The 25,823-nt window shown below is 36.6% G+C and carries 21 protein-coding genes; 6 read left to right on the forward strand and 15 right to left on the reverse strand.

Annotation, left to right across the window (positions count from 1 at the left end):
- Positions 1 to 40: 40 nt before the first annotated feature.
- Both parC and parE read right to left on the reverse strand, forming a co-directional pair.
- On the reverse strand, positions 41 to 2,455 hold the full coding sequence (parC, locus tag MUA51_RS06420; protein ID WP_262558967.1) for a DNA topoisomerase IV subunit A: 2,415 nt from the start codon (positions 2,453 to 2,455) through the stop codon (positions 41 to 43).
- Positions 2,455 to 4,452: a DNA topoisomerase IV subunit B gene (parE, locus tag MUA51_RS06425; RefSeq protein WP_262558968.1), complete on the reverse strand. Its 1,998-nt coding sequence runs from the start codon at positions 4,450 to 4,452 to the stop codon at positions 2,455 to 2,457. Before parE ends, parC begins: the two co-directional genes overlap by 1 nt.
- A 561-nt stretch (positions 4,453 to 5,013) precedes the next feature.
- On the opposite strand from parE, the gene plsY reads away from it, so the two are divergent.
- The gene (gene plsY / locus MUA51_RS06430) at positions 5,014 to 5,595 is read left to right on the forward strand and encodes a glycerol-3-phosphate 1-O-acyltransferase PlsY (RefSeq protein WP_262558970.1); all 582 of its coding nucleotides are present in this window, start codon (positions 5,014 to 5,016) and stop codon (positions 5,593 to 5,595) included.
- A 79-nt stretch (positions 5,596 to 5,674) separates the two neighbouring features.
- The gene (locus tag MUA51_RS06435; protein WP_262558972.1) at positions 5,675 to 5,977 is read left to right on the forward strand and encodes a HesB/YadR/YfhF family protein; all 303 of its coding nucleotides are present in this window, start codon (positions 5,675 to 5,677) and stop codon (positions 5,975 to 5,977) included.
- A gap of 48 nt (positions 5,978 to 6,025) precedes the next feature.
- Here the strand turns inward: MUA51_RS06435 and menI are convergent, their stop codons facing one another.
- Both menI and acnA read right to left on the reverse strand, forming a co-directional pair.
- Complete coding sequence (menI, locus tag MUA51_RS06440; protein WP_262558974.1) at positions 6,026 to 6,487, reverse strand: 1,4-dihydroxy-2-naphthoyl-CoA hydrolase MenI; 462 nt, start codon at positions 6,485 to 6,487, stop codon at positions 6,026 to 6,028.
- A 128-nt stretch (positions 6,488 to 6,615) separates the two neighbouring features.
- On the reverse strand, positions 6,616 to 9,315 hold the full coding sequence (gene acnA / locus MUA51_RS06445; protein WP_262558976.1) for an aconitate hydratase AcnA: 2,700 nt from the start codon (positions 9,313 to 9,315) through the stop codon (positions 6,616 to 6,618).
- Between the two features lie 355 nt (positions 9,316 to 9,670).
- Between acnA and MUA51_RS06450 the strand changes: the two genes are divergently transcribed.
- On the forward strand, positions 9,671 to 10,984 hold the full coding sequence (locus MUA51_RS06450; RefSeq protein WP_262558978.1) for an ISL3 family transposase: 1,314 nt from the start codon (positions 9,671 to 9,673) through the stop codon (positions 10,982 to 10,984).
- A 376-nt stretch (positions 10,985 to 11,360) separates the two neighbouring features.
- Here the strand turns inward: MUA51_RS06450 and MUA51_RS06455 are convergent, their stop codons facing one another.
- On the reverse strand, positions 11,361 to 12,995 hold the full coding sequence (locus MUA51_RS06455; protein WP_262558980.1) for a BCCT family transporter: 1,635 nt from the start codon (positions 12,993 to 12,995) through the stop codon (positions 11,361 to 11,363).
- Between the two features lie 238 nt (positions 12,996 to 13,233).
- On the opposite strand from MUA51_RS06455, the gene mscL reads away from it, so the two are divergent.
- A complete protein-coding gene (gene mscL, locus MUA51_RS06460; protein WP_095117098.1) occupies positions 13,234 to 13,587 on the forward strand; it encodes a large conductance mechanosensitive channel protein MscL in 354 nt (117 codons plus the stop codon).
- A 54-nt stretch (positions 13,588 to 13,641) separates the two neighbouring features.
- Here mscL and sbcC read toward each other — a convergent pair whose 3' ends face one another.
- The 7 genes from sbcC to sosA form a co-directional block, all read right to left on the reverse strand.
- Complete coding sequence (gene sbcC / locus MUA51_RS06465; protein WP_262558982.1) at positions 13,642 to 16,674, reverse strand: exonuclease subunit SbcC; 3,033 nt, start codon at positions 16,672 to 16,674, stop codon at positions 13,642 to 13,644.
- The gene (sbcD, locus tag MUA51_RS06470; protein WP_262558983.1) at positions 16,675 to 17,796 is read right to left on the reverse strand and encodes an exonuclease subunit SbcD; all 1,122 of its coding nucleotides are present in this window, start codon (positions 17,794 to 17,796) and stop codon (positions 16,675 to 16,677) included. It lies immediately after the preceding gene.
- 103 nt (positions 17,797 to 17,899) lie between these two features.
- Positions 17,900 to 18,376, reverse strand: a complete 477-nt coding sequence (locus tag MUA51_RS06475; protein WP_262558985.1) for a CcdC family protein — start codon at positions 18,374 to 18,376, stop codon at positions 17,900 to 17,902.
- 181 nt (positions 18,377 to 18,557) lie between these two features.
- Positions 18,558 to 18,785, reverse strand: coding sequence for a YneF family protein (locus MUA51_RS06480; protein WP_282956678.1), 228 nt, complete (start codon positions 18,783 to 18,785; stop codon positions 18,558 to 18,560).
- 162 nt (positions 18,786 to 18,947) lie between these two features.
- A complete protein-coding gene (gene tkt, locus MUA51_RS06485; RefSeq protein ID WP_262558989.1) occupies positions 18,948 to 20,936 on the reverse strand; it encodes a transketolase in 1,989 nt (662 codons plus the stop codon).
- A gap of 111 nt (positions 20,937 to 21,047) precedes the next feature.
- Positions 21,048 to 21,284, reverse strand: a complete 237-nt coding sequence (locus MUA51_RS06490; protein WP_262558990.1) for a DUF896 domain-containing protein — start codon at positions 21,282 to 21,284, stop codon at positions 21,048 to 21,050.
- Positions 21,285 to 21,438: 154 nt separating this feature from the next.
- On the reverse strand, positions 21,439 to 21,657 hold the full coding sequence (gene sosA, locus MUA51_RS06495) for a DNA damage-induced cell division inhibitor SosA (protein ID WP_262558991.1): 219 nt from the start codon (positions 21,655 to 21,657) through the stop codon (positions 21,439 to 21,441).
- Between the two features lie 142 nt (positions 21,658 to 21,799).
- Here sosA and lexA point away from each other — a divergent pair, with 142 nt between their 5' ends.
- Positions 21,800 to 22,423, forward strand: coding sequence for a transcriptional repressor LexA (gene lexA / locus MUA51_RS06500; RefSeq protein WP_262558993.1), 624 nt, complete (start codon positions 21,800 to 21,802; stop codon positions 22,421 to 22,423).
- A gap of 90 nt (positions 22,424 to 22,513) precedes the next feature.
- Here lexA and guaC read toward each other — a convergent pair whose 3' ends face one another.
- Positions 22,514 to 23,491 (reverse strand): GMP reductase, encoded by a 978-nt coding sequence (gene guaC, locus MUA51_RS06505; protein ID WP_262558994.1) that lies wholly within the window; start codon positions 23,489 to 23,491, stop codon positions 22,514 to 22,516.
- Positions 23,492 to 23,571: 80 nt separating this feature from the next.
- On the reverse strand, positions 23,572 to 23,841 hold the full coding sequence (rpsN, locus tag MUA51_RS06510) for a 30S ribosomal protein S14 (RefSeq protein ID WP_095117119.1): 270 nt from the start codon (positions 23,839 to 23,841) through the stop codon (positions 23,572 to 23,574).
- 159 nt (positions 23,842 to 24,000) lie between these two features.
- Here rpsN and rpmG point away from each other — a divergent pair, with 159 nt between their 5' ends.
- A complete protein-coding gene (rpmG, locus tag MUA51_RS06515; RefSeq protein WP_044361700.1) occupies positions 24,001 to 24,150 on the forward strand; it encodes a 50S ribosomal protein L33 in 150 nt (49 codons plus the stop codon).
- Between the two features lie 77 nt (positions 24,151 to 24,227).
- On the opposite strand, the gene MUA51_RS06520 is transcribed toward rpmG, so the two are convergent.
- On the reverse strand, positions 24,228 to 25,724 hold the full coding sequence (locus MUA51_RS06520) for a catalase (RefSeq protein ID WP_262558996.1): 1,497 nt from the start codon (positions 25,722 to 25,724) through the stop codon (positions 24,228 to 24,230).
- Between the last annotated feature and the right edge of the window lie 99 nt (positions 25,725 to 25,823).

Below are 25,823 nucleotides of genomic sequence, written 5' to 3' on the forward strand. Positions count from 1 at the left end.
TTCTATCATCAATATTTAAAAGTGACTATAAAATTTTTAATTATTCACTAACATAAAGATTTTTTACTTCACCAAACGTAGTCGTATCAACAACAAATGAACCATTTGTATATTGCTCAGATAGATGTATTTTGTTAATTTGCCCAATATGTTCATCTTCATCTGAAATTAAATGATATTGTGCAGTAGACGCATCACATACACGTGCAGCCACGATACGATGCGGTTGTTTTTTTAATTCCTTCAGTAGTGTAATACCACGTTGCGCACGCTTCGCCACTTGAAGCACATTAAACCCAATACGCTTCAATGCACCACGCTGTGTGGCAATCAATACAGTATCCGCTTCGCTAACTATGTTAGCCATCACAACATGATCTCCAGCTTTCAAGTTAATAGCTTTCACACCACTTGTACGAATGCCTGTTGTAGGCAATTCGGAAATTGGATATGTCAGTGACATCCCCTTGTAAGACAGTAATGTCACGAGCTGTTCAGGTTTAGTTACATCTACTTTCACAGCACTGATAACTGAATCATCATCTTTTAGTTTCATTGCAACAAGCGGTTTTGAATGACGTGCTGTTTTATAGTGAGACAACGTTGTCATTTTAATCATACCGTTACGTGTTGTTGTCATAATTGCTGCATGATCATCAAACTTAAACACAACATCATAATCAATAATCATTTCATCTTCATCAATCGATGCAATTTGTGAGATATGTTGCCCCAAATCTTTCCATTTGATATCAGGAATTTTGTGCACAGGCACAGATAAATAACGTCCTTTATTCGTAAAAACGAGTGCCGTATCTTGGGTATTTACTTCTAGGCATTTAATGACATGATCATTTGTTTTCAAGCCAATTTCTTCTTTACCAGAAGCATTATAGCTACGTAAGGATGTTCGCTTCATATATCCTTCGTGCGTTACGCTTACCATTACAACTTCACTAGGTACAAGGACTTCTTTATCAATTTTTATCTCAGCAATCTCTGCTTCAATCGTTGACAATCTCTGATCTTTAAATTGTTTCTTAATTTCTTCTAATTCTGTTTTAATCACATTTAACAATGCTTGATGATCATTTAAAATATGTTGAAGCCCAGCGATTTTATTTGCTAACGCATCGTGCTCTTCTTGCAAAGCCACAATATCGGTATTCGTTAGGCGATACAGTTGCAACATGACAATTGCTTCCGCTTGTGCTTCGGTAAAATCATAAGTTGCTACTAAGTTATCTTTGGCGTCACGTTTGTTTTTCGACTCACGAATTAAAGCAATGACTTCATCCAAAATAGACAGTGCTTTCATCAGACCTTCTACAATATGCATGCGGTCTTCAGCATGTTTTAAGTCGAATTTTGTGCGGCGTGAAACAACTTCAATTTGGTGACTTAAATAGCAATCGATAATTTGCTTAATACCCATCAACTTTGGACGACCATCACTAATTGCAACCATATTGAAGTTATATGCGACTTGTAAATCAGTGTTTTTGAATAAGTAATTAAGGATTGCTGACGCATTGATATCTTTTTTCAGTTCAATTGCAATTCTCAAACCGCTTCGATCAGTCTCATCACGTACTTCGATAATCCCTTCAACTTTTTTATCCGCACGCAGTTCATCAATTTTTTTAACGAGATTCCCTTTATTCACTTCATAAGGAATTTCCGTTACAATAATTTGACTGCGGCCATTTCGTAACGTTTCGGTTTCAGTTTTTGCACGTACGATCACCTTGCCTTTACCTGTCTCATACGCTTTTTGGATGCCGTCAATGCCTTGAATAATACCGCCCGTTGGGAAGTCAGGCCCTTTGATATACTTCATCAATTGCTTCACAGTCATATCCGGGTTGTCGATCAATTTCAACGTAGCCGTAATCACTTCTGCTAAGTTATGCGGTGGAATATCTGTCGCATAACCTGCCGAGATACCAGTAGAACCATTGATCAATAAGTTAGGCAATCGTGCAGGCAACACCATGGGTTCCATTTGTGTATCATCATAGTTTGGAACAAAATCAACTGTTTCTTTGTTCAAATCACGCAACAGTTGTTCAGATAGTTGACTTAACTTTGCTTCTGTATAACGCATCGCTGCCGGTGGGTCATTGTCAATACTCCCGTTATTCCCGTGCATTTCAACGAGTAAATGGCGCAACTTCCAATCTTGACTCAAACGTACCATGGCATCGTATACAGAACTATCACCATGGGGATGAAGGTTCCCAATAACATCACCGACTGTTTTGGCACTTTTACGGAAATTTTTATCGTAAGTATTTCCACTTGAATACATCGAATATAAAATACGTCTTTGTACAGGTTTTAAACCATCACGAACATCCGGTAAGGCACGTTCTTGGATAATGTATTTACTGTATCGTCCAAAACGGTCGCCTATTACATCTTCTAACGGTAAACTTTGTATTACCTCAGCCATTATGCATCCTCCCCGTCCGCTTCATCTTTAACTAATATTTGCACTTCATCATTTTCTAGAATACTTTGATCTTCCTGCATACCAAACTGTACATGACGTTCAATCCATTCACGACGAGGGGCAACTTTATCCCCCATCAATGTTGATACACGTTTAGATGAGCGTACTTCATCATCAATTTGAACTTGAATCAATGTACGCGTTTCTGGATTCATCGTTGTTTCCCATAATTGTTCAGGGTTCATCTCACCTAAACCTTTATAGCGTTGCAACATGAATCCTTTACCAAGTTTTTTCTGCAACTTCTCTAATTCTTCGTCAGTCCATGCATATTCTACACGTTTTTGTTTCCCTTTCCCTTTTTCTAACTTATAAAGGGGTGGCAAAGCAATATACACGTGCCCTTCACGAACTAGTGGACGCATATACTTGAAAAAGAATGTTAATAAGAGCACTTGAATATGCGCACCATCTGTATCGGCATCGGTCATGATAATAACACGATTGTAGTTACTATCTTCTAAGTTAAAGTCATTTCCGACACCGGCACCAATTGTATGGATAATTGTATTGATCTCTTCATTTTTAAAAATATCTTCTAAACGGGCTTTTTCAGTATTGATCACTTTCCCACGCAATGGTAAGATCGCTTGGAATTTACGGTCGCGTCCTAGTTTGGCAGAACCGCCGGCAGAATCCCCTTCGACAAGATACAATTCATTCTTTTTCGTATTTTTACTTTGTGCTGGCGTCAGCTTTCCTGACAACAATGTATCTTTGCGTCGATTCTTTTTGCCAGAGCGAGCATCTTCACGTGCTTTTCGTGCCGCTTCTCTCGCTTGTTGTGCTTTGATCGCCTTTTTCACTAAGGCTTTAGACAATTGTCCTTTTTCTTCCAAATAAAACGGTAATTTCTCAGCAATTAAAGTATCAACTGCACTTCTTGCTTCAGGCGTTCCCAGCTTCGACTTCGTCTGCCCTTCAAACTGTAATAAATGTTCAGGAATACGCACAGACACAATTGCTGTCAATCCTTCACGAATATCATTCCCTTCGACATTCTTATCTTTCGGCTTCAACTCACCAATACGTCGAGAATATTCATTGAATACACGCGTCATCGCTGTTTTAAATCCAACTTCGTGTGTACCACCATCTTTAGTACGTACGTTATTAACAAAACTTAAAATGCTTTCTGAATATTGGTCGTTATATTGAAACGCGACATCGACTTCGATATCATTGACCGTCCCTTGAAAGAGTGCGACATCATGAAGGGTTTCTTTTCCTTCATTGACATAATTGACAAAGGCTTTGATACCTTCTTCATAATGATACACTTCTTGTCGCTCTTTCCCTTGTCGCTTATCTTCCATCGTGATTTTCAATCCTTGTAATAAGAAGGAAGACTCTTGGAAACGTTCACTTAATGTGTCGAAATTAAAGGACGTTGCACTTTTAAAAATTTCCGGGTCGGGTTTGAATGTGACAATTGTTCCTGTTCTTTTTGTTTTTCCTTTTTTGACAAGACTTGTTTGTGGAACGCCACCATGTGCAAATTGTTGTTCGAACACCTTACCATCACGATGAATCTCAACAGTTAACCATTCACTTAGCGCATTGACAACAGACGCACCTACACCGTGTAGTCCACCTGATGTTTTATAACCACCTTGGCCAAACTTACCACCAGCATGTAGTACTGTGAAGATGACTTCGACAGTCGGTTTGCCTGATTGGTGCATCCCAGTCGGCATGCCACGTCCATTATCTGCAATCGTAATGCTTTCATCAGCATTGATAGTGACTTGAATCTCGTCACCATAGCCGTTCAAGACTTCATCGACAGAGTTATCAACGACTTCGTATACAAGGTGATGTAACCCGCGCTTATCTGTAGAACCTATATACATACCTGGTCTTTTGCGTACTGCTTCTAGACCTTCTAATACTTGTATCGCATCATCCGAATAATTATTCTTCTTTTTCGCTGACACACAATTCCCCTCCTACAAACATACGTTCGTTTATCAAACTATACAATAGATATTCTTATATAAAACCTACAAAAATGCAAGTCACAAATGAAAGAAACCAGCGAAACAAAGGCTTTTATCAGTGACTTTGACATAAAAATGGGTACTCTGGAAATTCATGAGCTGGTAGGCCAAAAAGGGATTCTTCTGTGAAATTGCCACAATTGCGCCCCATCATTTGCACATACTCAACACTTAATCGCAGTTGTTCCGCATTCAATTGCAAAATCAGTGATGCTAACAACCAATAAAAAACCCCCTATTGTGATTGAGAATAGGAGGCAAAAATCCATTCGAGCTGTATATTAAGTGCATCACACCATCTTATATAAAGCGACACTATTGTATATTGACTTACTTTAACCTTAAACATATCTGCCATAGATTGCAAGCGTTAACAAGATTTGAATCCCGTTGTTATCTTATATCCAAAGTAATCACAGTAAAGTTTTATAGAAAATACATGACGATATATGAATTTATGTTAAAATAAGAGCAGGTACTAAAAGGATGTGAACATACATGGCATTATGCCTTTTATTTATTGCAAGTTATTTAATCGGATCCATTCCAAGTGGTTATCTGATCGGTAAAATATTTTTCAACAAAGACATTCGTAATTACGGTAGCGGGAATATGGGTGCCACAAATAGTTTCCGAGTACTCGGAAAGCCCGCTGGTTTTGCTGTAACATTTTTTGATATTCTTAAAGGGACGATCGTTGTGTTCCTACCTTTATGGTTCAACGTTGATGTCCATGGCCTTATCGTGGGTATTTTCGCCATTATCGGTCATGTGTATCCCATCTATTTAAAATTTCGTGGTGGGAAAGCTGTCGCAACAAGTGCTGGCGTTCTATTAGGTGTCAATCCTTGGCTATTCCTTATACTCGTTGGTGTTTTCTTTATTACACTCTATTTATCAAAATATGTTTCTCTATCAAGCATAGTCGGAGCAAGTTGCTGCGTGATTGGATCACTCATCGTTCATGACTACATTTTGCTTGTTGTTAGCTTTGCTGTTACATGTTTGTTGATATTCCGACATACGAGTAATATTAAACGCATCTTGAATGGAACAGAACCTAAGATAAAGTGGATGTAAGCACGACAGTTGATTTCAGCATATAACAAGCTACAATTAAAGCATATACTGCTTTAAAGATGAAGGAGGCGTTTTGCGCATGAATTTAGAATTAACCCCAAAAGCTGTTGAATGGTTCAAACAAGAACTTGAATTACCTGAAGCTGGTAAAGTACTTCATTTTGTTGTTCGTTACGGTGGCGAGTTCCAGTTAAAACAAGGATTCAGTCCTGCATTTAATGTTGACTTTCTAAAGGACATCAATGAAGTTGGTTATGAAACAACTTTTGATGACTTACATGTTGTGATTGCAGAAAAAGACGTATGGTACTATGAAGATCATCAACTAACAATTGATATTGAAAATGACGAAATTGTTTATCGTGCTCAAGTAAAAAATTAAGAATTAAGAATTAAGAATTAAGAAAGAACCAATCAATAAGCGCCACGCCTATTGATTGGTTCTTTTTAGTTCAAGGTTTTCTCCTTCTTTGTTTCGCTTATCAACATCATTGTATACGTCATACCAATTTGGAAAAGCTTTATCAAGGCGAAGCGGTCTGCCCTCTTCCTTAGTAATAATCACATTGTCAGTATAACCTGTTGTGACAATCTCCCCGTCAGAATTATAAATCTCATATTGGTAACGAGAGCGTAATCGAGAAAACTTAGAGACCCACGTTTTTACAGTTACTTTTTCAGGGTATCCCACACTTTTTTTGTATTGAACATTCAATTCTGTCACAGGTGATACGACGCCCTGTTGTTCCATTTCCATATAGTCAAGGCCTAACTTTCGAATGTAGTCCGTACGTGCTACTTCAAACCATGTCGCATAGTTACCATGATATACAACACCCATTTGATCTGTTTCTTGGTAGCGCACTTCTATTTCCGTTAATGCATATAACATAACTATAAACCTCTCTCTAAAGTATTATTGAGATTATCTTATCACAAATCATGTTTGTCACATAAGCAAATTGAATTGAAAAACGGATACAGTCATAAGTAACTGTATCCGTCTATTGGATGTCTGTATTATGCTAACTTTTTACGTAATACAAGTTGTAAGATACCGCCATGACGGTAATAGTCCATTTCAACGTTAGAGTCGAAACGTGCAATAGCTTCAAATACAACTTCTGTACCATCAGGTTTTGTCGCAGTGACTTTAACAAGTTGTCCTGGTTGAACTGTTTCGTCAATGTCAACTTTGATTGTTTCTTCACCGTTTAAACCGAGTGTATCTGCTGATTCACCATCTTTGAATTGTAATGGTAATACACCCATCATCACTAAGTTTGAACGGTGGATACGTTCATAGCTTTGTGCGATAACAGTTTTAACACCTAATAAGTTTGTACCTTTTGCAGCCCAGTCACGAGAAGATCCCATACCGTAGTCGTTACCAGCTAATACAACTAAGCCTGTACCGTCTTCTTTATACTTCATCGCAGCATCAAAGATTGGCATCACTTCATTTGTAGGCCAGTAAGTTGTAAAGCCACCTTCAGTTCCTGGCGCAAGTTGGTTTTTAATACGGATGTTTGCGAATGTACCACGTACCATCACTTCATGGTTACCACGACGTGAACCATATGAGTTGAAGTCACGTGGAGATACACCGTTGTCTAACAAGTATTTACCTGCTGGTGTATCTTTACCAATTGCACCGGCTGGAGAGATATGGTCAGTTGTAACAGAGTCTCCAAATTTACCCATCACACGTAAACCAGTTAATGGTTGAATTGTACCAGGTTCTTTTGATAAACCTTGGAAGAATGTTGGGTTTTGAATATATGTTGAGTTTGGATCAAAATCATACAATGGTTGTTCTGTTGTATTGATTTCATTCCATAGTTCATTATTTTCATACACGTTGGCATACTCTTCTTTAAAGAGTTCAGGTGTTACAACGCTGTCTACTGTATCTGATACTTCTTGGATTGAAGGCCAGATATCTTTTAAGAATACATCGTTACCTTCTGCATCTTGACCAAGTGGTTCATTTTGTAAATCGATATCCACTGTTCCGGCTAATGCATACGCCACAACAAGTGGTGGTGATGCAAGATAGTTTGCTTTAACAAGTGGGTGGATACGACCTTCAAAGTTACGGTTACCAGATAATACAGAAGTCACTAATAAGTCTTCTTTAGCGATACCCGCTTCGATTTCTTCTAATAAAGGACCTGAGTTACCGATACATGTTGTACAACCATAACCAACTAAGTTGAAGCCAAGTTGATCTAGGTACTCTTGTAAACCTGCATCACGTAGGTATCCAGTTACAACCTTTGAACCTGGAGCCAGTGATGTTTTCACATAATCAGGTACTTTTAAGCCTTTAGCAACCGCTTTTTTCGCTAATAAACCAGCACCTAACATTACGTAAGGGTTAGATGTGTTTGTACATGATGTAATCGCAGCAATTGCGATGTCACCTGTTGTCATTTCTGATTGACGACCATCTTTAAAGTTGATTGTTGCTTTCTTATCGAATTCACTTTCATCAAATCCGTGTCCTTGGTTACCTGCTGGTGCAGTGACAGATTTTTGGAAAGCTTCTTTCATGTTGCTCAAGAAGATAAGATCTTGTGGTCGCTTAGGACCTGATAAAGACGCTTCAACTGTTGATAAATCTAAATCAACAATATCTGTGTAATTAGGTTCTTCTGCAACATCAAAGAATAAGTGGTTTTCTTTTAAATATTTTTCAACTGCATCGATATGCTCATTAGAACGACCAGTTAAACGTAAATATTTCAATGTTTCATCATCTACTGGGAAGAAACCACATGTTGCACCGTATTCAGGCGCCATGTTCGCAATTGTTGCACGGTCTGCGAGTGGTAACTTGTCAACACCAGGGCCGAAGAATTCCACAAACTTACCTACTACGCCTTTTTGACGTAATAACTCTGTTACACGTAATGCTAAGTCTGTTGCTGTTGCACCTTGTGGTAACTCATTTGATAAACGAACACCGATTACTTCTGGAATTGGGAAGTATGAAGGTTGTCCAAGCATACCTGCTTCCGCTTCGATACCACCAACACCCCAGCCTAATACGCCGAGACCATTGATCATCGTTGTATGTGAGTCTGTACCTACTAATGTATCTGGATAAGCGACTTTTTCGCCTTCTTCGTCACGAACGTGAACAACATTCGCAAGATACTCTAAGTTTACTTGGTGAACAATACCTGTTGCTGGTGGCACTGCATTATAGTTTTGGAATGCTTTTGTTGCCCAGCTTAGGAATTGATAACGCTCGTAGTTACGTTCGAATTCTAACTTCATGTTGCGCTCAACAGCGTCTTGATTACCGTAACTATCTACTTGTACAGAGTGGTCAATAACGAGATCAACGGGTACTTCTGGATTAATTTTTGTAAGGTCCCCACCTACATCATCCATCGCTTTACGTAAAGAGGCCAAGTCCACGACCGCTGGCACACCTGTAAAGTCTTGTAAAATAACACGTGAAGGCTTGAATGGTACTTCGCCTTTGTCATTTTCTTTTCCGAATGTTGCCAATGATTTAATGTGGTCTTCTGTAATAACAAAGCCATCTTCTTGGCGTAACACTGATTCTAATAACACACGAATCGAATATGGTAAGCGACTGATTTTTGTTAAGCCTTTTTCTTCTAATACATTCAGGTCATAATATGTAATGTCCTGACCGTTCACTTGAAATGACTTTTTCGCTTGCTCTTTTAAATTTGCAGTCATTTGAATGTCCCCCTTGGAAAATTTATATGCCTTTGTTTCAATTGTATTATTAAAGCGCTTTAAAAACAACTATGTAAGCGCTAAAACAACCCGTTTTGAATTTTGTCTTTGTAATTAGAAACTATAATAATAACTTATGACTTTTTATGATATTGATAATTTATTGTTATTAGTTGAGAACGATTTTCAATTCACACGCCCCAAAAAAAGAGGGTCTTAATCTTTTGTGGTGGGATGGCATGAACTGCTGTCCCGCCCTTTTTTGTTTTTTAAATCATTTTGATACAAAAAAAGCGCTCATGCCTCTATAATTTTAAGTGCCTAAACAAAAAATGAGAGGAGACATGATGCGCCTATGTGTAATGATATATTAAAACTATTAAAAATAAAAGATGAAAATATTCAAGTTCTTAAAGTGGAAGAAGATGTAGAAGTGCGTGGTCAGCTTTCTACGGTTGTTTATGGAACACTTTCTTATACACCAAAGGCATGTATGAAGTGTGGTTGTGTCAATGACGGACAAATACATAAGCACGGTAAACGTGTTTCGCGTTTAACACTATTAAAATCTCAAGAGTCTAATGTTTATCTTAATTTAGCGAAAGAACGCTTTAAGTGTCTACATTGTTTAAAGACTTTTACGGCTCAAACAAACATTGTTGATAGTAATTGCTTTATTACTAACCTTGTGAAATTAGCGATTCAGGACAAACTCACACGTGTACAGTCTGAGATAGACATTGCTAATGATTGTAGTGTTTCACCAAGCACAGTTAAGAGATGTATTCACCATATCTCACAATCATTAATAGTAAAACCTTCATCTGGATTGCCTAAACATCTCTCCATAGATGAATTTAAAAGCGTTAAAAATGTGACAACAGCGATGAGTTTTCTGTTTATAAATAATGAAACGAATCAGATTATCGATATCTTAGAAGATAGACGTATTCACAAACTTAAAGAGTACTTCTATCGTTTTGATCGTCGTGAACGATTAGCTGTCAAAACGGTCACAGCCGATATGTATGAACCCTACATTAACTTCATTCATGAAGTATTCCCGAATGCGATTTTAATCTTTGATCGTTTTCACATTGTTCAGCACCTTAACCGTGAACTTAATAAGCAACGTATTTCTATAATGAATACTTGTCGCTATAAGTCATCAACAGATTACACGAAAATGAAAAAACACTGGAAACTTTTCCTTTCTGACAGACAAGATATCAACAGCTATGAATACTTTTGGTCGAAGTCCTTCAAAACGTATACGACATCAAGAGATATTTTAGAGTATCTATTAAATCTTGATCAGCAGCTCTATGACACATATATGTTAGTTCATCACCTTCGAGAAGCATTAAAACAATGTGATTGGTTACGTTTCAAAGAAACTTTAATGAGTGTTGAAAAGAAGCATGTATCACGTGGTGTTTGGCGTGTCATTCGGTTCTATAAAAAATACGAGTATATCCTTTATTCAACAATTAAACACCCTAAGTTAAACAATGGAGCGATTGAAGGTATCAATAATAAAATTAAGCTTATTAAACGTGTATCATATGGCTATCGAAACTTTAATAACTTCAAGGCAAGGATACTGATTATTTTTAAGCTATATCAACGACGTAAAAAGGATAGTTTACTAATAAATAACGCTGCATAAATATATTACGTAGTAATCGCTATCTAATATGTCCTAACACACTTAGAGATGTGTATCTAAAATCATTTCTAATACGAGACGCCTAAGGCAACAAGCCGAACGGAAAATCCATTTTGGCTTCTTTTATTCAATAAAGCCAAAATTAGTTGAAGTGAGGCGCCTTGGCAAGCGAGTATTAAAGAAATGATGGTATAGAAAAAGCGCACAATTAATAATTAAACTGCACGCTTAAATGAATGTAGAGATGACTACATGTTATGATTAAGTTAAAAATAAAATTAGTTACTTTTTATTATCTGCCCACCACAAAAAATGGACTTCCAAAAAAGAAGCGGTATCGATGACATGAATTGTCATCTTACCGCTTCTTGATTTCTTATTGTTCTTGTTCTCTCATCACTTTTCTTTTTGAAATAAGTTCTTCCTCATAGTCTTGTTGTGACTGGGCAACGTATTCCTTAAGACGATGTTTATTTGGTGTTAATGTTAATCCTAAGAATTTACGTTCTCTGTTCGCATCTTTGTAGAAACTAATCATCATAAGTATGACAACGATAGAGAATGGCAATGCACTGATAATCGCTGCACTTTGCAATGCATTCAGTCCTTCTTCTCCATTACCATTACCTGATAACAATAATACGAAGGCTATTAATGACTGAGCGATACCCCATGTCACTTTTACGAATTGACTTGGATTAAGTGAACCGTTCGTTGTTTGCATACCTAAAACGAATGTTGCTGAGTCTGCTGAAGTGATGAAGAATGATGCAATAAGTAATAATGCAATCATTGATAATACCATTCCCATTGGCAAGTGATTAAACACACCAAAGAGTTGGGTTTCTACTGACATATCAAGAATTTCTTTATGTTTTTTAGCTGTTTCAATACCTAACACACCGAAGACACTAAACCATAAGAAACTTACGATAACTGGAACGAGCATCACACCTGAGATGAACTCACGGATTGAACGCCCTTTTGATACACGTGCGATGAAGACCCCAACGAATGGGCTCCAGCTCATCCACCAACCCCAGTAGTACAATGTCCAACCAGACATCCATTCTGCTTTCTGAGAATTTTGTGCAGCTGTGTCAAAACTACTGAATAAAAAGCCATCTAACAAGCTACCTGTTGAACTTGTAAACATATTCATAATTAAGACAGTTGGTCCAATAAATAAAGCAGCAAACATTAAAAGTGAACCCAAACCAATATTCAAGTTACTTAAATATTGAATTCCTTTACTTAAACCTGACCAAGCACTCATGATGAATAAAATTGTAACGACAACAATAATGACACCTTGTGTAACAATATTGTTTGGAATGCCGAATAAGTAATTTAAACCACCGGCAATTTGTAAAGCACCCATACCAAGTGATACGGCAACACCGATAACAGTTGCAAATACAGCAAGTACATCGATGAACATACCGATTGGACCATCGACGCGATCGCCTAAGATAGGTCGTAATGTTTTAGAAAGTAAGCCGGGTTCACCTTTTCTAAATTGAGCGTATGCAAGTGCTAATGCTACGACACCATATACAGCCCAAGCATGGAATCCCCAGTGGAAGAAAGTTGAACGTAATGATTCTGCATATGCTTGCTTCGTCATTGGGTCCGCTGTTGGAGGTGCTGCAAAGTGAGAAAGTGGTTCTGCAGCGCCATAGAATACCAATCCGATACCCATACCCGCACTGAATAACATGGCAAACCAAGAAATTGTGTTAAATTCTGGTTTATCATTTGGGCGTCCCAATTTTAATTTACCAATTGGGCTGAAGATTAAGAAGATACAGAAGAACACGATAACAGTTGTTAGAATCAAGTAATACCAACCTAAGTTATCTGTAATCCAAATTTTTATTTCATTTGTAAAATCGCCAAATTGTGATGGGATAAACACCCCAATTAAAACAATTGCAAATACAATGATAGAACTGATTAAGAAAACTGGTGAAAACTTCTTACCATTTGGTTCTGGAGTTGAAGTATTCATAAATTAACATACTCCCTTTCGTATTAAATTTTTTCATCACTTTTTATTTATATACCCAACTTTTTAAAGTTTAAAGCTAAAAAGTGCGCTACTTATATACCATAACAAAATAAAACAATATAATCAATGAAGTGTAAAATGAAAAAATTTTTATTTAAAAAAGTGTGTTGTAATGGTAGCAAAATGTTGTATAATATCATTTGTTAATTAAATCAATTTTATAAAGGAGTTATTTAAAATGTTTCAAGAGTTTAAAGAGTTTGCGCTAAAAGGCAATGTATTAGATTTAGCAGTCGCTGTTGTTATGGGTGCTGCATTCAATAAAATTGTGACATCTTTAGTAGAAAACATCATCATGCCGTTAATCGGTTTATTATTCGGAGAAGTAGACTTCGCTGAAAACTGGTCAGCTTTCGGTATTAAATATGGTATTTTCATTCAATCAATCATCGACTTCTTGATTGTTGCATTTGCATTATTCATTTTCGTGAAAATTGCTAACACAGTTGTAAAACCTGCTGAAGTTGAAGAAGAAATCGAAGAAAACACACTTATTTTAACTGAAATCCGTGACATCTTACGCAATAAGTAAGATTATGCGAAAAAGCGTTAGAATTCATTCTTGGTGAATTCTAACGCTTTTATTTTATTCTCGAAATACCAATTGTGTGTGACTTTGATAGTTATTTGAAACAACTTCTAAAACAACTGGAATCCTTTCTTTCAACTCGGTAACATGCGAAATAACACCAACCAAACGACCACTTGATTGAAGTTGAATCAATGTATCAAGTGCCGTTTCCAACGTTTCTTGATCGAGCGTTCCAAAACCTTCATCAATAAACATCGCGTCTAGCGATATACCCCCTTGCTCGTTTTGAACAATTTCACACAGACCAAGTGCCAATGCTAATGAAGCTTGGAATGTCTCACCACCTGACAAAGAGTTAATTGGACGTGATTGATTGGCGTAATAATCAAACACATCAATTTCCAAGCCACTATAACCTTTCCCCTTTTCTTCTTTACGGACGAGCTGATAACGATCTCCTGTCATATTAAGTAGTCGCTTATTCGCTTGCAACAATATTTGATCCAAGTAATAAGTCAACACATAGTTTTCAAGACTTAACTTTTTATCGTTATTCCCTTTAATAACATCAGATAAGAATACCAGTTCTCGTTGTTGATCAAGCTGCTCTTTCAAATAAATAATCTCTTGCTCAATCATCTCTATGGATCGTTCATTATTATCTAATTTTAATTGTGCTTGACTCAATTGTTTGAAGTACTCCCGATGTTTATTGTTTATTTCTTCATACTTATGTTCAAGTTCTGTTAAATCCTTTACATCCATTGCTTGTATCTGTTTAGACAATTCTTTCTGATGATCCAGTTTAACATGATACATTTCATTATGTTTTTTTATGCGTGCTTCTATCTCTGCCTCTTTATCTACTTCTTTCATCACTCGTTCTAATTCATGCACACCATCCAAGTTTAAACGCTCAAGTTCGACATCAAGTTCTGATTGTAATTGTTGAATTTTCTTACGTGAGACTTTCATCAATGCTGTTGTCGTATTTCTTTGAGAAGTGATGTCATTGACTTGTTTTTCACGCTTTTGTCTTTCTTGTTGTTGGTGCGCTAATGCTTTGTCATAACCTTCGACTGCTTGAGACTGTTGTTCATATTCATATACAAATTGTTGAACATCTGTGTATGTTGTTTTCTGTTCAAATTCTGCAAGTGCTTCTATATCACGTGCCAATTGTTCCTTTTTAACTGCTATCTCTTGCTCGATACCATTCATTAATTGCTTTAAATCTGCAAGTTGTTTTTGTGTTTTTTCTAATTTTTTATTCGTATCGTGCAATTCTTGGTACGTTTGTGATGTTTCTTCTAATAATTCTTTTTGTGATTGCAGTTTTTCGCTATCAAATTGAACGTCAGACACACTTTCATATTTGGCCTCACTTACTGATAAGTGTATTTTGCAATCATTTATCTGCTCTTTCAACTTATTGATCTCTTGCTCTAACTGTTCATTTTGATGACGTTGCTCTTTCAATGTTGCCATTGACGCTCCTTCTGCCAGCTCATGAACAATCTGCTGACAAACAGGGCATGGCTCACCTAAATGCAATTCACTTCTTAAAACATCAACAGCACTTTCATGGTTTAACAATGTATGGTCATGTGATGTTAGATGTACTATCTGTTGCGTTTTTTCCATGACTTTCTCATTCAAATCTTCCATCACATATTTAATTTTCTTAATTTCTTCTTTTAAGCGACTGGCTTCCTTCGCTTTTTCTTCTGCTTGTGCTATATCGTCAACATCCCGTTTGAGTTGTTCTATTTGAATGAAAAGATCTTTCTCTTTATCAATATCTATAACTTGCTCTCCTGTTTGTTTATGAAGATTTGTAACTTTTGTTTCATATTGAGCAAGACGTTCTACTAACACTTCAATCTCTTTTTTTCTTTCCTTCTCATTCTTTACGTATTTAATAAATTGTTGATGATTTTCATAAAAATAATGCGTTTTTCTAACAAATTCTCGTTTTTCTTCAATGGCATGGCTTTGCTCTGATAATTCAACTTCCTTACGATCCAATTGCGACATTTCTTGCTGTGCTTGATCAAGAGCATTTTCTAAACGTTGCATCTGTTTATCATATTCAGACAGTTGTGCCTCTTCGTTTGTCTGATCACGATATAGGCGTATGGCACTTTTACTTTCTCTAATCCTTTGTAACAATGTTTCATCTTTTTGAATTTGTGTTTTCTCTGATTCGAGTACCTTGATTTCTTCAAGAATCTGTTCGTATTTTTCTTCTAATTCAAGCCGTTTCCTTTGCTGTTCAAGTTCAGCTTTGACAGCTTCAGTACGCTTATTTAATTGTTTCGTTTCTGTGTCTAGGTTTTTAACAATCTGTTCACCAATTAATTGATACTCCGGTAAAACTTCAAATAAACGATCATACTGCTCTGCAGATAACATTTGATAAGTTTGAAGCGCTTCATGATCAAATGTCTCAAGTGTTTGCCACTTGTCCTTTATTTTCTCTTGCTGGTTCGCTATCTTTATTTTGATATCTTTCGTATTATTAACTAGTCTATCATTTAAAAATTCATACAATTGCGTATTAAACAGCGTTCTTAAAATGGGTTGTTTCTCTTTCGTGCTAGAAATTAAGAAGCGTTTGAATTCACCTTGTGGTAGTATGAATAATTGTCGAAATTGTTCATGCTCCAAATTGATAAGGTCTAATAAATATTGTTTACTTTCTCTGTTTTTGCTTTCTTCTAAATGATAAGTTGTACCGTCAAACGCATACACTTCTATCGTTTGATGCTTCACTTGCTGATTATCTGGTGTCACATAAGGGGCTGTTCGAATCACTTTATAACGACGACCACGCACTTCAAATTCATAAGTTACTTTTAATGGTTCATTCGGGTCAGCAAACTGGCTACGCAAATGCTTTACTTCTCTCTTTTCAGTAGATGCACGTCCGTATAATGCAAATACGATACCGTCAAAAATCATCGTCTTTCCGGAACCCGTCTTTCCAGAAATTAAAAAGAGTTGATTATCATGTATTTTAGAAAAATCTATTTCTTCCTGAACAAAAGGACCAAAATTTTCAAGATGTAAACGTATCGGTTTCACTTAATGTGTCCCCCTTTCTTCTTCAATGAGTTTTACCAAATGATCACGTTGAATCTCAGATAAGTCTTCTTCTGTATGCATGCGATAAAACATATTGATAATATCCAAAGGTTCTGATTGACTAATTTCACCTGTTTCCTGTACTGTGTCGGAAATTGCTAAAACTTCTGGCGTTAATGCCAATGTATTTGGATATAGTTGTTTTAGTTTTTGCATAGGTTCCGTAACATGTTGCATCTCACGTAATTTAAAATGAAAATAACTATTATCAGACTTTCTATCAAAATGACCGTTGATAATATCTTCATACTTCCCTTCTACAACTTCAAGTTCAAATTGCGGTTGTAACTGACGAAATATTTGTTTTAATTGACCTTTATTATCAAATTCAATCGTACGATATCCTTTTGCTTGTTTCACTTCAGAAAAAGAATATTGCAAGATCGATCCACTATAAAAAATATGCGCATAATCTATCGCAAACGGATGATGGATATGTCCTAACAAAACACAATCAAACCCATCTAAATATCGTGGAGATACAGACTCTATCGTTCCAATTGTCAAATCACGTTCAGAATCAGACTTAGGCGCACCATGTAACGTAAAATGTCCAACAAGTATATTTTTTTTCGTCGTATCCAATTGTGGTTTCACCAATTCAACAAATTTTTTGACAGCTTGTTCATAACTTTTAACGTCTTGTTCAAGGTATACACGTGCCTCAGAAACTGAAAAAAATGGAAGTGTGTAAATAGCGATATCTTCAAATTCAATCGGTTCAAAAAAGGATGATAGCGATGTTCGGATATAAAGCTGACTCTGATTGAACCATGATGCCCCATAACTTAGGCGCTCTTTACTATCATGATTACCGTTGATAATAATAATTGGGATACGCATTTGCAAGTTTAACTTTTGAACCATTTCTTCAAAAATTGCCACCGTATTTTTATTAGGATGTGCTGTATCATATATATCTCCAGCAATAATAATTAAGTCTGGATTCTCTTCTATCATTGCTTCAACAAACTGTGACAAAATATAACGTTGATCTTCTAAAAAGCTATGACTATTGAGTCGCTTGCCTAAATGCCAATCTGCCGTATGAATAATTTTCATATTTTCACCTCAAATGAATCATTTTCTTATATGACAAAATAAAAAGCAGGTCACATACCGAATGGCTATGATCACTGCTTTGTTGCAAAAGTCTCTTAATGAACTACGTCGTATGGTGAAACATACGTTTTTTTAACTGTTGATATCGCCACAGCATCGCTAAACGCCACGGTAATAGCATACTGAATGCAAGTAAGAAAAACATACCTGCAAGCTCTCCTGCATCAATAGAGTTCCCTAGAAAGACTTTGAGCACTGTACGAATCACTAATAATGACACGAGTACAACAGGAAACGCTTTTGATTTTTTTAAGTAAATCTCATTTTTTTTCACTTCGAAATGAGAAGTGAACATCAATACTGTTGAAAAGATCACACCCACTACAATTGATTCTACAATTTCTGTATGCGTCAATCGAAAATAAGGGACAACGTACATTAGTGCACCTGTCGACATAAAAACAGGTGGCAAAATAATCTTCTTTATATTCACTGGATACTGTTGTGCTTTCATACGCACAACAATCACAGCAGCCCCCATGACAAATGCTACTATGATTGAAAATACTAAATAGCTCAAAGTGTTGCCTCCTCAAGTATCGGACTATAAATGATATGCATATCATCCGTACATTCATATGTATTTCCATTTAAAATTGTTACTTTTATTATAGCCATATTTCATTGCACAGCAAAGTAAAAAGCAAGGAAATCCATGTATGTGTCACCATCGATTCCCTTGCTTATCTAAGTAAAAGCTATTACATTTTCTTTTCCATATTTTTGTTCATCATTGTCATCATTTGATTGATTTTCTTTTGTGATGGTTTTTGTCCCATCTGCATCATCATCATACGTAACATCTCTTCATTAATAGGTGGGTTCTTTTTCAAATAATCCATCATATATTTACGAGCTAAGAAGAATCCACCAACAAGACCGATGATAAGTGCAATAACAATTAATAATATCGCTAACCATGTTGCCATCGTTTCACCCACTTTCTTTATCCTTTAGCATTTTACTAGAAATACCATTTGTTTTCAAGGTAATTCAAATGAATATACCTTAAATAACAGAAAAAAGAATTAGGACAAGAAAGCAATCAAACTTTCTATGCCCTAATCTGTTATGACGATTGAAATAATTGATTATAGTTGTTCAATCTCTGCTAAAACTTGCTCTTTAGTGAAACCGTATTTTTCAATTACTAAGTTGCCAGGCGCACTTGCACCAAAGCGATCGATACCAATTACTTTACCGTGCATACCGACATATTTGTGCCAACCTAAAGTCGCACCCATCTCAGCTGCAACACGTTTCTCAACATGTGGTAATAAAACTTCATCTTTATAAGCTTGTGGTTGTTGTTCAAATGCTTGCCAGTTTGGCATTGATACAACACGTACACCTTTACCTTGCTCAGCTAATTCTTTTGCTACGTCTACAAGTAGACTCACCTCTGAACCTGTCGCAAGCAATACGTATTCAGGTGTTGTTTCAGTCTCATAAACAACATATGCACCTTTACGTACACCCTCTTCAACCGCTGCAAAGTCAACATCCAAGACAGGCAATCCTTGTCTCGTCAATACTAAAGCAGTCGGTGTTGATTTAGATTCAAGTGCTACTTGCCAAGCAACACGTGTTTCGTTACCATCTGCTGGACGAATCACGTTTAAGTTAGGCATTGCACGTAAACCAGCAAGTTGTTCAACTGGTTCATGTGTCGGGCCATCTTCACCAACAGCAATTGAATCATGTGTGAAGATAAATGTTGAACCTAATCCCATTAATGATGATAAACGCAATGCAGGTTTAACGTAGTCACTGAATACGAAGAATGTCGCACCATATGGATGTACACCACCGTGTGCTGCCATACCATTGACTGCTGCTGCCATCGCAAACTCACGTACACCAAACCAGATATTTCTGCCACTACCATCTTCGGCAGAGAAGTCACCTTCTGCTTTTACATTTGATTTGTTAGATGAAGCTAAGTCAGCTGATCCACCAAAGAATGATGGCACTGCGGCACTAATCGCTTGAATCACTTCACCGGAGTCTGCACGAGAAGCGGCGTTATGACCCACTTCAAATTGAGGTAATGATGCTGCATAATCTTCTGGAAGTTCACCCGCAATGGCTGTTTTGAATGTTGCAGCAAGTTCTGGATATTTTTCTTCATATTTCTTAAATTCTGCTTCCCATGCAGCTTCATGAGCATCTGCACGTTCAATCATTGTTTCCTTGAAAATGTCATAAACAACTTCATCTACGTGGAATTGTTTATCCGCATCTAACGCGTAGTTATCAAACGTTAGTGCTCGTTCATCTGCACCTAATGGGGCACCGTGTGATGTATGGCTATTTGATTTGTTAGGAGAACCATATCCAATAATCGTCTTCACTTCGATAATTGTTGGTCCTGCTTGTTCTTTTGCTGTTTCAATCGCACGATCAATCGCTTCTAAATCATTACCATCTTCTACTAAAAGATGATTCCAACCGTATGCTTCAAAGCGTTGTTTAATATTTTCTGAAAATGATTTATTTGTTTTTCCATCTAATGAAATATCATTTGAATCATATAATGTGATTAACTTGTCTAACTTCAAGTGACCTGCTAATGAAGCAGCTTCATGTGAGATCCCTTCCATCAAGTCACCATCAGAAGCTAATACATATGTGTGATGATCTACGATAGAAATACCATCTTGATTGTATTTATCTGATAAGTGTTTTTCTGCCATTGCCATACCAACAGCCATTGCAAAACCTTGTCCTAATGGTCCTGTTGTAATCTCTACACCTTGTGTATGACGGAACTCAGGGTGCCCTGGTGTTTTTGAATCCCATTGTCTAAAGTTTTTTAATTCATCCAATGCTAAACCACCAGAAACATGTAAAAGACTGTAAAGTAGTGCTGATCCATGTCCAGCAGATAAGACAAATCTGTCTCTATTAAAGTATTGATCAGCTTTTGGATTGAAATTCAAATGACGTGTCCATAACGTATAAGCCATAGGTGCTGCACCCATAGGAAGACCCGGATGTCCTGAATTTGCTTTTTCAATTGCATCAATACTCAAAGCACGCAGTGTATTCACTGCTAAACTATCATTTTTATCAAACATAAAATTACTTCCTTTCTTTTTCTTTTCATAGCTATATTATACCCGAAACATAGATTAGAAACCTAGCAAATCAATGCTTCAATTAAAATATTCATGAAAATAGTGTGACAGTTACTTTCTCAAATTGTTTTGCTTCTGAATTGATTTCAATTTTTCAGGCGTCACATCGTTACCTTGTGGGTCGATTATTTTTGTTTGTTCAATCTGAGCCTTGAAGCTACCGCGAAATGTCTCTAAATACTCACTTCTTAATTTAGATTGTTCTTTCGCCTCAATTTCTGTTAATCCTTGCTCTTTTTTCTTTCTTGCAAGTTCATTAATACGATTTAATTTATCTTGGCTTAACATACCGTATTACCTCCGTTAATTTCTTTATAAAAATATAACAGAAGTACTGTGGAAAACCAAACGATTCATTCTAACGAAAACATTGACATCATTGTCGTTCACTTAGAAATACTTACTCTACACAAATCAGTTTTCTTTATACTTAATTAAAGCATTATTTACTTAACGTAATAGCAAACACACTCTCTTCATTACTGTGATCAGGTGCTGCTTCATATTGTTCTGTATTTTTAAGTGAGTGATCTGTCATTTCGTACGTCTGTTCCACCTGTTCGTTTTGACTTGCCATAATAAAGAAAGCAAAACACAAGATGATAGAGACTAGGAATACAATTAAAAACAGTGTTAACTCGTGATATTTTTGTTGAATCATTCTCATACACTCCTCGAACATTTGTTTGTATTAGTAATCTAACAGAACAAGCGTTCCGTGTCAACAAAAAGACGAACAAATGTTTGTTCTTGTTCGTGTGATATGCTATAATAGCTTTAAATTCAATAGAGGAGTGCTATTTATGAGGGAATTAACGAAGAGACAGAGTGAAATATTTGAATTCATTAAACAAGTTGTACATTCTAAGGGATATCCACCGAGTGTTCGTGAAATAGGAGAAGCAGTTGGCTTAGCTTCAAGTTCAACTGTTCACGGTCATCTTTCTCGTTTAGAAGAAAAAGGATATATTCGTCGTGACCCAACGAAACCACGTGCTATCGAGATTGTGAGTGAACTCATGGGTGAACCAGTCAATATGGAAGCAACTATTTTCGTTCCAGTGATTGGAAAGGTCACTGCCGGTGTCCCAATTACGGCTGTTGAGAATGTAGAAGAGTATTATCCATTACCCGAACATTTCACTTCCACACATAACGGCCAAATTTTTATATTAAACGTTGTTGGTGACAGTATGATTGAAGCAGGCATTTTAGATGGTGATAAAGTGATTGTTAGAAGTCAATCTATCGCTGAAAATGGAGATATTATTGTTGCTATGACTGAAGAAGATGAAGCGACAGTAAAACGATTCTTTAAAGAGAAAAATCGTTATCGATTACAACCAGAAAATAGTATGCTCAGTCCTATTTATCTGGACCATGTGACTGTTTTAGGAAAAGTTGTCGGTCTTTTTAGAGAAATGTAGTTCGTTTTTCACCCTTTCTCTCAATGACACTCCTCAGTCAACGTCAAAAAAGCTCGGACACACGAATGATGTGTGTCCGAGCTTTTCTTATTAGTCTCTATCACCGTTAAAAATTGAGTTTTTAACAATTACATAGTCCACTTTTCTTAATGCACCGACATCTTTACCGCCTGCATAAGAGATAGAACTTTGTAAGTCTTCTTGCATTTCTTTCAATGTATCTTGAAGTGAACCTTTATGTGCAACAAACATTTTTTTGCCTTCAACGTTTTTACGTTCACCTTTTTGATACTCAGATGCACTACCAAAGTATTCTTTATACTTTTTGCCATCCATTTCGACTGTTTCACCTGGTGACTCTTCATGCGCTGCAAATAATGAACCAATCATTACCATTGATGCACCAAAGCGAACTGATTTAGCGATATCGCCATGCGTACGGATACCACCATCTGCAATAATTGGTTTACGTGCTGCTTTACTGCAATGGTTAATTGCAGCTAATTGCCAGCCACCTGTACCGAAACCTGTTTTGATTTTTGTAATACAAACACGACCTGGTCCAATACCAACCTTCGTTGCATCTGCACCTGCGTTTTCTAGTTCACGAACACCTTCTGGCGTCCCTACATTACCAGCGATAACGAATGTTTCTGGTAAGTGCTCTTTTATGTGTTGAATCATATTGATAACTTGATCTGAATGACCGTGAGCAATATCAATTGTGATATACTCTGGTTTCAATCCTTCAGCTTTAATGTTTTTAACAAATTCAAATTCAGGGTCTTTTACACCAACTGAGATCGAAGCGAATAAACCTTTCTCATGCATGCGTTTTATAAATGGAATACGTGCTGCTTCATCAAAACGGTGCATAATGTAGAAATAATCATTTTCCGCAAACCATTCTGCCAACTGTTCATTCATAACCGTTTGCATGTTTGCAGGTACAACAGGTAATTTAAATCTTCTAGGCCCAAATTGGATAGATGTGTCAATTTCTGAACGACTTTTCACGATGCTTTTGTTTGGAATTAGTTGTATATCTTCATAATCAAAAATTTTCATGTTTAAAAAACCCCTCATTTATTTTATCCATATGATAATATACTATCATTAACGGATAAAGTAAACAAAGGGAAGCAATTTTACCAGCTAGATTTTTTAACGCCAGGTATTTGGCCTTTATGTGCATACTCGCGGAATGAAATTCTAGACATTTCAAATTTACGCATCACACCACGTGGACGACCTGTTACTTTACATCTTCTTGTCAATCTTGTTGGTGATGAATCACGTGGAAGTTTACGAAGTGCTTCATAATCACCTTTCGCTTTTAATTCACGTCTTAATTCAGCGTATTGCGCAACTAACGCTTCACGCTTTGCTTCTTTTGCTATTTTAGACTTTTTAGCCATATTTATACCACCTTTTTATAAATCGTAATCATTACGTTTTATATATTAGCATATTTTCTTTTATAAACGCAAGATAAAATGTTGGCAAATATAAAAAAGCGTGATAAAATAATAAATCGTAATGGTTTCAATTTATTATGTACTAAAGGAGGGAAAACCATGCGTATTAATGTAACTTTAGCTTGTACAGAATGTGGTGACCGTAACTATATCACAACTAAAAATAAACGTACAAACCCAGAGCGTATCGAAATGATGAAATATTGCCCAAGATTAAACAAACACACTTTACACAGAGAAACAAAATAATAACGGCATATCACGACTAATCAAAAATACGACAAAAAAGGTGAGCATTCAAAGTGCTCACCTTTTTATTATGAAGATTATTTTAAATCTCCTAAAATTTCATCTAACTGATCTGCCATACCAAGTGCATTAGCGACACCGATACCATATTCTGGATCTGCTTGATAACAATGGCGAATATGACGATGTTTTACTTCGTCTGTTGTACCCTCCATCTCATTGGCAGTATTTTCAAAAATACGCTGTTGTTGTTCGGGTGTTTGCAGGCGGAATAGCTTACCGGGTTGCTCAAAGTAATTATCATCATCTTCTCTAAAGTCATACTCATAAGCCGCTCCTTCAATATCCAATGGCGCACGTTTATATTCTGGTTGATCTTTAAAAACACCTGTACTGTTTGGGTAGTAATGTGTAGAACCGCCACCATTCCCATCTAAGAAACGCATTTGACCATCTCTACTGAACGGACAAATATTTTCTACACCGACACCTTTAGGTTGATTCACTGGGATTTGCCAATGGTTAACACCTAAGCGATATCTTTGTGCATCACCATATGAGAAAAGTCGTCCTTGCAACATTTTATCCGGTGAAAAATCAATACCCGGAATGATGTTTGTAGGTGCAAATGCCGCTTGTTCTACATCCATGAAGTAGTTATCTGGGTTTCTATTTAATTCAAATTCTCCTACTTCAATTAATGGATATTCATCCTTAAACCATACTTTTGTCAAATCAAACGGGTTATCTTTATGTTGACGTGCTTGTTCTTCCGTCATGACTTGAATATACATTTTCCACTTAGGGAAGTCACCCTTTTCAATGGCTTCAAACAAATCTCGTTGTGAAGATTCACGGTCTTTGGCAATCACTTGAGCCGCTTCATCAGGTGATAAGTTTTCAATACCTTGTTGTGTTCTAAAGTGGAACTTCACCCATACACGTTCATTGCTATCATTAATCATCGCATATGTGTGCGAACCAAAGCCGTGCATATGACGATAACCTTTTGGAATACCGCGATCTGACATTAAGATTGTTACTTGATGCAATGCTTCTGGTAAAGAAGTCCAGAAGTCCCAGTTATTTTGAGCACTGCGCATGTTCGTTCTTGGATCTCTCTTAACCGCATGATTCAAACTCGCAAATAGTTTTGGATCTCTGAAGAAAAAGACAGGAGTGTTGTTGCCTACTAAATCCCAGTTTCCTTCTTCAGTATAAAACTTTAATGCAAAGCCACGAATATCACGCTCTGCATCAGCTGCACCACGTTCACCTGCTACTGTTGAGAAACGTGCGAACATCTCTGTTTGCTTGCCAACTTCTGAAAAGATCTTTGCTGAAGTATACTGCGTGATATCATTCGTTACAGTAAACGTTCCAAATGCACCTGATCCCTTTGCGTGCATACGTCGTTCAGGAATGACTTCTCGATCGAAATGTGCCATCTGCTCAAGAAAGTACCAATCTTGCATGAGCAGTGGACCACGTTGTCCGGCTGTCATTGAATTCTCTCTGTCGCCTACTGGATGCCCAAATAAGCCTGTTAGTTTCGAATCATCATGGTTACTCATAGAAAAACCTTCTTTCTTATTTATAATAATTCTAATTTAAGTACTATCTATATTATACCCGTTTTTTTATATTTTAAAAGTAAATCAAAAAGTGATTAT

The organism is Staphylococcus sp. IVB6214 (genome assembly GCF_025558585.1).
Classification (GTDB): domain Bacteria; phylum Bacillota; class Bacilli; order Staphylococcales; family Staphylococcaceae; genus Staphylococcus.

Coding starts and splice junctions, on each gene's coding strand:
- tkt (WP_262558989.1), bottom strand. CDS start 20,936: ATGTTTGATAAAAATGATAGTTTAGCAGTGAATACACTGCGTGCTTTG.
- MUA51_RS06490 (WP_262558990.1), bottom strand. CDS start 21,284: ATGTTAAGCCAAGATAAATTAAATCGTATTAATGAACTTGCAAGAAAG.
- MUA51_RS06450 (WP_262558978.1), top strand. CDS start 9,671: ATGTGTAATGATATATTAAAACTATTAAAAATAAAAGATGAAAATATT.
- acnA (WP_262558976.1), bottom strand. CDS start 9,315: ATGACTGCAAATTTAAAAGAGCAAGCGAAAAAGTCATTTCAAGTGAAC.
- plsY (WP_262558970.1), top strand. CDS start 5,014: ATGGCATTATGCCTTTTATTTATTGCAAGTTATTTAATCGGATCCATT.
- parC (WP_262558967.1), bottom strand. CDS start 2,455: ATGGCTGAGGTAATACAAAGTTTACCGTTAGAAGATGTAATAGGCGAC.
- MUA51_RS06455 (WP_262558980.1), bottom strand. CDS start 12,995: ATGAATACTTCAACTCCAGAACCAAATGGTAAGAAGTTTTCACCAGTT.
- rpmG (WP_044361700.1), top strand. CDS start 24,001: ATGCGTATTAATGTAACTTTAGCTTGTACAGAATGTGGTGACCGTAAC.
- rpsN (WP_095117119.1), bottom strand. CDS start 23,841: ATGGCTAAAAAGTCTAAAATAGCAAAAGAAGCAAAGCGTGAAGCGTTA.
- MUA51_RS06435 (WP_262558972.1), top strand. CDS start 5,675: ATGAATTTAGAATTAACCCCAAAAGCTGTTGAATGGTTCAAACAAGAA.
- sbcD (WP_262558983.1), bottom strand. CDS start 17,796: ATGAAAATTATTCATACGGCAGATTGGCATTTAGGCAAGCGACTCAAT.
- mscL (WP_095117098.1), top strand. CDS start 13,234: ATGTTTCAAGAGTTTAAAGAGTTTGCGCTAAAAGGCAATGTATTAGAT.
- guaC (WP_262558994.1), bottom strand. CDS start 23,491: ATGAAAATTTTTGATTATGAAGATATACAACTAATTCCAAACAAAAGC.
- lexA (WP_262558993.1), top strand. CDS start 21,800: ATGAGGGAATTAACGAAGAGACAGAGTGAAATATTTGAATTCATTAAA.
- MUA51_RS06480 (WP_282956678.1), bottom strand. CDS start 18,785: ATGGCAACATGGTTAGCGATATTATTAATTGTTATTGCACTTATCATC.
- menI (WP_262558974.1), bottom strand. CDS start 6,487: ATGTTATATGCATTAACGGAAATAGAAGTGCGCTACCAAGAAACAGAT.
- sosA (WP_262558991.1), bottom strand. CDS start 21,657: ATGATTCAACAAAAATATCACGAGTTAACACTGTTTTTAATTGTATTC.
- MUA51_RS06520 (WP_262558996.1), bottom strand. CDS start 25,724: ATGAGTAACCATGATGATTCGAAACTAACAGGCTTATTTGGGCATCCA.